Source organism: Thermoanaerobaculia bacterium, from assembly GCA_018057705.1.
Classification (GTDB): domain Bacteria; phylum Acidobacteriota; class Thermoanaerobaculia; order Multivoradales; family JAGPDF01; genus JAGPDF01.
In genome coordinates this window covers 1-7,203 of the sequence record JAGPDF010000127.1, presented here as the reverse complement: position 1 = coordinate 7,203, position 7,203 = coordinate 1, and the positions used below count along the sequence as shown (strand labels likewise).

The following is a 7,203-nucleotide window of genomic DNA, read 5'->3' as shown; positions in this document are numbered from 1 at the left end:
CGGGCGTCGATCATCTTGCCGGCCACCTTGCCGATCGGCATCTCTTCGTCCACCGCGAGGATCGAGGGCGTCATGATCTCCCCCACCGTCTCGTCCGACTCGGCGATGCGCAGGCCGGCGATGTCCTCGGCGTTGAAGCGCTCCTGCCAGCTCTGCAGGTAGTAGTCGGTGTCGGTGTGGGTCATCACGGCCTCGTCGCGGCCGGTGAGCGAGCGCGCGACGTCGGAGAGCGAGACCACGCCCACCAGGCGACCCTCGACATCCTCGACCGGAACTCCCGAGACCTCGTTCTCGACCAGGAACTGCGCGAGCTCGGCGACCGTCATGTCGTCGCGTACCTTGATCAGCTCGGTGTTCATCACATCCTTGGCGACCAGTTCCCGCATGACTGCCTCCGTCCCGGCGCCTGCGAAGACGCGTCCACCGGCGACCTGAAAGTACCCCCCGCACCCCCCCCGCACACCGCCCCATAGGGCTGGCCCCCAAAGAATTGGGGACAGTCCCCCATTTCCGCTCGCGACTGATTCCAAAGGAGTTGGAGAAATGGGGGACTGTCCCCAATTCTTTGCGTAGACTTCGGGGATGGGGAGCGCGGTGGAGACGATCGTCCTGTTCGACGGCGTCTGCAACCTCTGCAACGGCTCGGTGCAGTTCCTCCTGCGGCGCGACCGGCAGCGGCGCTTTCGTTTCGCGGCGCTGCAGTCGGCTGCCGGGCGAGCGTTGCTCGAGCAGTACGGGCTGTCGACGCAAACCCTGGAAACGATCGTGGTTCTCGAGGGCGGTCAGGCGCGGGTGAGGAGCGACGCCGCCCTGCACCTCGCGCGCCGGCTCCCCTGGCCATGGCCGGCGCTCGCCGTCTTCCGGATCCTGCCGCGACCCTTGCGCGATGCGCTCTACACTTTCGTCGCCCGACATCGCTACCGCTGGTTCGGCCGCACCGAGAGCTGCATGCTGCCGACCCCGGACGTCGCCGACCGTTTCCTCGTCTGATCCGCAGCCACGCGGGCGAGGCATGCCTCGCCCATCTGGTGGACGGCGGCGTCAGAACAGCGTGTAGATGAACGGCGCGGAGGCCTGGCCGGTGGCGATGAGGAGGGCGACGAGGCCGAGCACGATGAGCAGCGGCACGATCCACCAGGCCTTGTGCTCGCGCGCGAAGGCGACGAAGTCGCGGGCCAGCGTGCCGACATAACCGAGTCTTCCCATGGGCCGGAGTCTACCTGCGGGCGGCGAAGATCTCGCGCAGGTGCTCCACCACCTTCGTTCGGACTCCGGGAGCGAGCGTCGACATCGCGTCTCCCTGGGCCGACTGGCGATGCACGACCCAGCTCTCGACCTCATAGCCCTCGATGGCTCGCCGCAGCCGGCCGAGCACCTGGGCGGCTGCGGGCAGGACGGTTCGCGAGGCCTTCGCCTCGAGCAGAAGGAGCCGCCGATCGCCCGCCGGTACCAGGAAATCGACCTCCAGGCCCTGCTGGTCGCGAAAGTAGTAGAGATTGCGGGCCTCTCCGCGAGCGAGTTGGAGCTTGACGACCTCGGAAGCGACGAAGCCCTCGAAGATCGGGCCTAGAAACGGGGAGCGATCCAGAGCGCGTTCTGAATCGATGCCGAGCAGATGACAAGCCAGACCCGAGTCGACGAAGTAGAGCTTCGGCGACTTGACGAGACGCTTCCCGAAGTTCTCATAGAACGGCGGCACCAGCAGGATCTGGCCCGTGATCTCGAGAATCGACAGCCACTGCGAGACCGTCGGCACCGAGACACCGAGCGGTGCTGCGAGATCGCTGCGGTTCAGCATCTGGCCACAGCGACTGGCGACCAGCGCCATGAATCGCCGAAACGTCGCCAGGTCCCGAATCGATGTGACGGCCCGAACGTCGCGTTCGAGGTAGGTCTGGAGGTAGGAACGAAACCAGGTAGCGGCAGTTCGGGGGCGCTCGACAACCTCGGGGAACCCTCCACGAAAGAGCGAAACCCTGGCGCTTTCCGCCAACGAGAGCGGCAGCAGGTGAAAGAGCGCCACCCGCCCGGCCATCGACTCGGAGACCCCTCGCATGAGAGGCGCCTCCTGCGAGCCGGTCAGCAGCCACTGCCCCTTGAGCTTTGGAGCACTGTCGATCCGGGTGCGGATGTAGGCCAGCAACTCCGGCGCATTCTGTATTTCGTCGAGAACGACGGGAGTCCGCAGATCGTCGAGGAAGCCGCGAGGATCCTCCCGGACACGCGCGACAATGTCGGGGTCCTCGAGCAGAAAGTAGCTGGCGTTCGGAAAGAGATGCTTGAGGAGCGTCGTCTTGCCGGATCGGCGGGGGCCGGTGACGAGCAGCGCCGAGAAGGCCCGTGTCGCCCGCCGAACCTCGCCCTCGATGCCGCGGCGGACGTATCGCATGTGAGTATTCTAAACTATCACTTTCAATTCCTCAAATCCGACGCTGACATCCCTCCCGAAACAACCCGCTGGTGACCGGACTCGCTGCCCACGCGCCTGGCTCGGCCTAGTCGAGCGTGAACTGCTGACGCCAGCTGCCGTCGTCGGGACGCGCCGGCTGCTGCTCCTTCTCGAGCAGCAGGTCGCCGAGGACGAGATCGTCGATCTCGGAGCGCATGAAGCAGCGGTAGGCATCCTCCGGCGTGCAGACGATCGGCTCGCCGCGCACGTTGAAACTCGTGTTGATCAGGACTGGGCAGCCGGTCGCCGCTTCGAAGGCCGTGAGCAGGGCGTGGAAGCGCGGCGAGGTCGCCTTCGAGACCGACTGCACGCGCGCCGAGTCGTCGACGTGGGTGATCGCCGGGAGGTCGGAGCGCGGCCGGTTCACCCACTCGACGAGTGGCAGGTCGCGCTCGTCGCCCTGCTTCGGCAGACAGCGCGCCGGGTTCACCTGGGCCACCAGCAGCATGTAGGGCGAGGGGCGATCGAGCTCGAAGATGTCGCTCAAGCGCTCCTCGAGCACCGCCGGTGCGAACGGCCGGAAGCTCTCGCGGTATTTGATCTTCAGATTCATCACTGACTGCATCCGCGGCGAGCGCGGGTCGCCGACGATGGAACGGTTGCCGAGCGAGCGCGGACCGAACTCCATCCTTCCCTGGACGAGCCCGACGACGCGCTCGGCGGCGATTCGCCGGGCGATCTCCGCCGCCCACTCCTCCGGCGCGAGCCGGCGATACGGGTAGCCGCGGGCATCGAGGAAGGCGGCGATCTCCTCATCCGGAAACTCCGGTCCGAGGAACGCTCCCTGCATGCCGTCGCCGCCGGCGAGCGCGCGCTGGCTGGGGCGCGGACGCGCACCTTCGTTTCCAGACACCCCCATGTAGTGGAAGGCGAGCGCCGCGCCGACCGCGCCGCCGGCGTCGCCGGCCGCGGGCTGGATCCAGATGTCGTCGAAGATCCCCGACCGCAGCAGCTCGCCGTTCGCCACGCAGTTGAGCGCCACTCCACCGGCGAGGCAGAGGTTGCGCTTGCCGGTCAGTTCACGGGCATGGCGGGCTGCTGCGAGCACGATCTCTTCGGTCACCGCCTGGATCGAGCGCGCGAGATCCATCTCGCGCCGGGTGATGGGCGACTCCGGAGCGCGCGCCGGCCCGTCGAAGAGCGCCGCGAAGCGACGGTTCGTCATCCGCCAGCCGGCGACGTAGTCGAAGTACGAGAGGTCGAGCCGGAACGAGCCGTCGGCCTTGAGATCGACCAGGTGGTCGAGGATGCGTTGGCGGTAGACCGGCTCGCCGTAGGGCGCGAGACCCATCAGCTTGTACTCGCCGGAGTTGACGCGGAAGCCGGTGAAGTAGGTGAAGGCCGAGTAGAGGAGGCCCAGCGAGTGCGGAAAGCGCATCTCGTCGATCAGGCGGATGCGCCCGCCCTCGCCGACCCCGACCGTCGTCGTCGACCACTCCCCCACGCCATCGAGGGTGAGGATCGCGGCCTCGTCGAACGGTGAAGGATAGAAGGCGCTCGCCGCGTGCGACTCGTGATGCTCGGCGAAATGCACCGGCGGCGGCCTCTCGATCCCCAGCTTTCGCAGCTCGCCCTCGATCTCGGGCGCCACCCAGAGACGGTCCTTGAGCCAGAGCGGCATCGCCTGCAGAAACTGTGAGAGGCCGCGCGGAGCGACCGAGAAGTAGGTCTCGAGGAGGCGGTGGAACTTGAGGATCGGCTTGTCGTAGAAGACGACGGCGTCGATCTGCGGCGAGGTACCGGAAGGCGCGGCAGCCCCGCCCTCGGCGAGGCAGTAGCGCGCGGCGTTCCGGGGAAAGGCGGCGTCGTGCTTCTTGCGTGTGAAGCGCTCCTCCTGCGCCGCGGCGACGATGAAGCCGTCCTCCACCAGGCAGGCTGCAGAGTCGTGGTAGAAGGCGGAGAGGCCGAGGATACGCATCGAGCTGGCGATCAGAACGCCCGCTCGTAGGAGCGCTTCGTCCGCGGTCGGCCCTCGCGACGGTGCCAGTAGCTGGGCGCCGCGACGTCGAACCAGCGCTCGAGCTTGTCGCGGCGCCCTCCACGCAGCAGGCGGCCGAACGGCACGAAGACGAGCCAATAGAGAGGGGTCAGGAGGACGACCGCGAGCAGTCTGCCGATGCCGTGGCCCAGGAGCCCGAGTCCGCGTCCGATCGCCGCGTAGAGCCCGTCCGGCGAGATCAGCGCCGCCAGCAGGACGAGCCCCGCGCCGACCCCGGCGACGAGCGCCAGGATCGTCGCGCCGAAGTAGAACAGAGAACCGCCGACCGCCGACCCGACGAGCGCACGGACGACGCCTTCCCACCTCAACGCCCGCCGGCGGGCTCGCCACGCAGCAGCGGCAACCGCCGGCGAAGCTTCGCGCCAGCGCCAGATGGCCGCGGCCGCGCCGGGACTCCCAGCGCGCTGTTCTCCCATCTGCTGTGCTCGCGACATCGAGGTCATTCTCGCAGATGGGCGCAGGCGGGCACGACCTCCCGACGCCGCTGCGGTGCCCCCCGCACCGGGGTATCTTGGCAGGTGCACATGAACCTCCCTCCCCTCGCGGCTCCCGCTGCGCGCCCGGCGCCGGCCAGCCGAGCTCGTCTCTGGGTGCAGCGGCTCACTCTGATCTCGGTCGTCACCTTGCTCCTGCTGGGCACGCTCGAGCTTCTCCTCGCGTTCGCTCCCGGGCTCTTCGGCGAGCGCCGTCTGAACGAGGTCGACTCGCGCTACGACGCCCGGCCCGGCGGGATCTACGTCCGCGAGAAGCGCTCCGGCATGCGCTTCATGTGGCCCGACTTCTCGACCGAGAACTACTGGAACGGCTACCGCTGGCAGCACTCGACGGACTCGCGCGGGTTCCGCAATCCACCCGGAACGCCGACAGAGGTGCTCCTCCTCGGCGACTCGCTCATCTACGGCCACGGCGTCGAGGAGCCGGAGACCGTGGCGGCCTTCTTGCGCTCGGAGCGGGACGTGGGCGCCTACAACATGGGTCGCCAGGGCGCGGCGCTCTTCGACGAGTACGTCTTCCTGCGCACCTTCTTGCCGGAGCTCGAGCCACGGAGCGTCGTGCTCTTCGTCTTTCTGAACGACTTCGACGACCTCGAGGTCTACCGCACCGCGGAGCAGATCGCCACGATGCCCGAGATCGACCGGCTCGACTACGCCGCGATCCGGAAGTGGGCCGGAGATCTGCACGAGCGCCGGCCCTCCGCTCTGCGACAGTGGCTCACGCGCCGGCCGTCGCTGCGCCTGCTGCGCTCCGCGGCGAAGGAGTTGCGCTCCCTGGCGCTCACGACTCCCGCCTGGGCAGCCGACTTTCCCGCCGACCCGCCGTTCCTCGCGCCGCTCCTGGACCCCGATCGCCGGGGGCGCCTCGGGACCTACTACACCCGGATCCTCGGCGACCTCGCTGAGCGCTGTCGGTCGCGCGGCATCGAGCTCTCGGTCGTCTACCTCGGCGCGGGCTCCGACCCGCAGAGCTACCAGCCTGCCCAGGAGCTCGCCGTCGATCTGGTGCGCGCCGCCGCGGTCGAAAGTGGCTCGCCCTTCTTCGACAGCCGCGAGGCCTTCTCCGGCTGCGACGAGTGCTTCCTGCCGCGCGACGGCCATTTCACCCCGGTCGGCCACCGGCGCCTGGCGCGCTTCGTCGCCGAGACCGTCCTCGTGCGGGAGACCGGCGCGCCCTAGGAGGTGGCGCTGGATTCGCGGCTCATCGCCGCGCAGCGTGCGGCGCCGAGCAGAGCGGTCCGGGTATTGAGAAGGATGCGGACCGGCATCGCCTCGAGCAGCGGGCGCATGCGGCCCTTGGCGAGGAAGGCCTCGAGGAACGAGCCCGTCTGCAGATAGCGGAGGTTCTTCGGGGCGATGCCGCCACCGATGTAGAGACCACCGGTCGCCATCATCTGCAGCGCGAGGTTGCCGGCTTCGGCGCCGTAGAGGCGGGCGAAGAGCTCCATCGCCCGCACGCAGGTTGCGCTCCTGTCTCGCGCGGCGTACTTCGCGATCACCGCGGCCGGCTCGCCGGCTCGCATCTCCTCGACCAGGCCCGGCGGCTCGGAGTCCGGGCCGCCCTGCGTTTCCAGCAGGAAGCGATAGATGTCGGCAAGACCCGGGCCGGAGAGGACGCGCTCCCAGCTGACGCGCTCGTGGTCGCGCTGGAGAAAACGCAGCAGCGCGATCTCGAGCTCGTCCTTCGGCGCGAAGTCGGCGTGTCCGCCTTCGGTCGCGAACGGTCGCCAGACGTCGCCGTCCCAGAAGAGTCCGGCCTCGCCGAGGCCGGTGCCGGCGGCGATGACCGCGCGATTGCCCACGGCACCGGGAACCGGCGCGCCTGCCTGGAGCTCGAGGATCTCCTGCGGCTCGAGGGTGTCGATGCCGTAACCCACCGCCTCGAGGTCGTTCAGGAGGCGGAACTCGCCGAGACCGGTGAGTCGCGCGAGCTCGGCGCCCTCGACCGTCCAGGGGAGGTTCGTCGCCGTGCAGCGGTTCTCCCGCACCGGCCCCGCGATGCCGATGCAGGCGGCCACGAGCCGCGGCCGGTGACGCCCGTAGAAGTCGCCGAGGATCTCGTCGAAGGAGGCGAAGTCGCGGCTCGAATAGCGCTCGACGATCGCGGAGTCGCGGACGAAGCCCGGCCTCTGCCCGTCGGGGCCGCCGGGGCCATCGGGCCCGCCGGGCCCGCCAGTGGCGGCGAACACCGCCAGCGTCGTCTGGGTACCGCCGATATCGCCCGCCAGGATCATCGCTGCGCCAACCTTACCAAGGCCGCA

The 7,203-nt window shown here is 68.9% G+C and carries 8 protein-coding genes; 2 read left to right on the top strand and 6 right to left on the bottom strand.

Translation table 11 applies throughout. The features are described from left to right. Window positions 1-386, bottom strand: a 386-nt coding sequence (locus KBI44_20730) for a CBS domain-containing protein (protein ID MBP9146909.1), incomplete at its 3' end; no start/stop codon positions are given. Window positions 387-582: 196 nt separating this feature from the next. Here KBI44_20730 and KBI44_20725 point away from each other — a divergent pair. Continuing rightward, a complete protein-coding gene (locus KBI44_20725; GenBank protein ID MBP9146908.1) occupies window positions 583-990 on the top strand; it encodes a thiol-disulfide oxidoreductase DCC family protein in 408 nt (135 codons plus the stop codon). 51 nt (window positions 991-1,041) lie between these two features. Here the strand turns inward: KBI44_20725 and KBI44_20720 are convergent, their stop codons facing one another. The 4 genes from KBI44_20720 to KBI44_20705 all read right to left on the bottom strand — a co-directional run bounded on the left by KBI44_20720 (window position 1,042) and on the right by KBI44_20705 (window position 4,882). Continuing rightward, complete coding sequence (locus KBI44_20720; protein ID MBP9146907.1) at window positions 1,042-1,206, bottom strand: hypothetical protein; 165 nt, start codon at window positions 1,204-1,206, stop codon at window positions 1,042-1,044. 10 nt (window positions 1,207-1,216) lie between these two features. Next, window positions 1,217-2,389 (bottom strand): ATP-binding protein, encoded by a 1,173-nt coding sequence (locus KBI44_20715; protein ID MBP9146906.1) that lies wholly within the window; start codon window positions 2,387-2,389, stop codon window positions 1,217-1,219. A gap of 106 nt (window positions 2,390-2,495) precedes the next feature. After that, window positions 2,496-4,367, bottom strand: a complete 1,872-nt coding sequence (locus KBI44_20710; protein ID MBP9146905.1) for a carbamoyltransferase — start codon at window positions 4,365-4,367, stop codon at window positions 2,496-2,498. Window positions 4,368-4,378: 11 nt separating this feature from the next. Further along, window positions 4,379-4,882: a hypothetical protein gene (locus KBI44_20705; GenBank protein ID MBP9146904.1), complete on the bottom strand. Its 504-nt coding sequence runs from the start codon at window positions 4,880-4,882 to the stop codon at window positions 4,379-4,381. Window positions 4,883-4,972: 90 nt separating this feature from the next. On the opposite strand from KBI44_20705, the gene KBI44_20700 reads away from it, so the two are divergent. After that, window positions 4,973-6,121 (top strand): hypothetical protein, encoded by a 1,149-nt coding sequence (locus tag KBI44_20700; protein ID MBP9146903.1) that lies wholly within the window; start codon window positions 4,973-4,975, stop codon window positions 6,119-6,121. On the opposite strand, the gene glk is transcribed toward KBI44_20700, so the two are convergent. Beyond that, on the bottom strand, window positions 6,118-7,176 hold the full coding sequence (glk, locus tag KBI44_20695; protein MBP9146902.1) for a glucokinase: 1,059 nt from the start codon (window positions 7,174-7,176) through the stop codon (window positions 6,118-6,120). The genes KBI44_20700 and glk overlap by 4 nt on opposite strands. Window positions 7,177-7,203 lie beyond the last annotated feature (27 nt).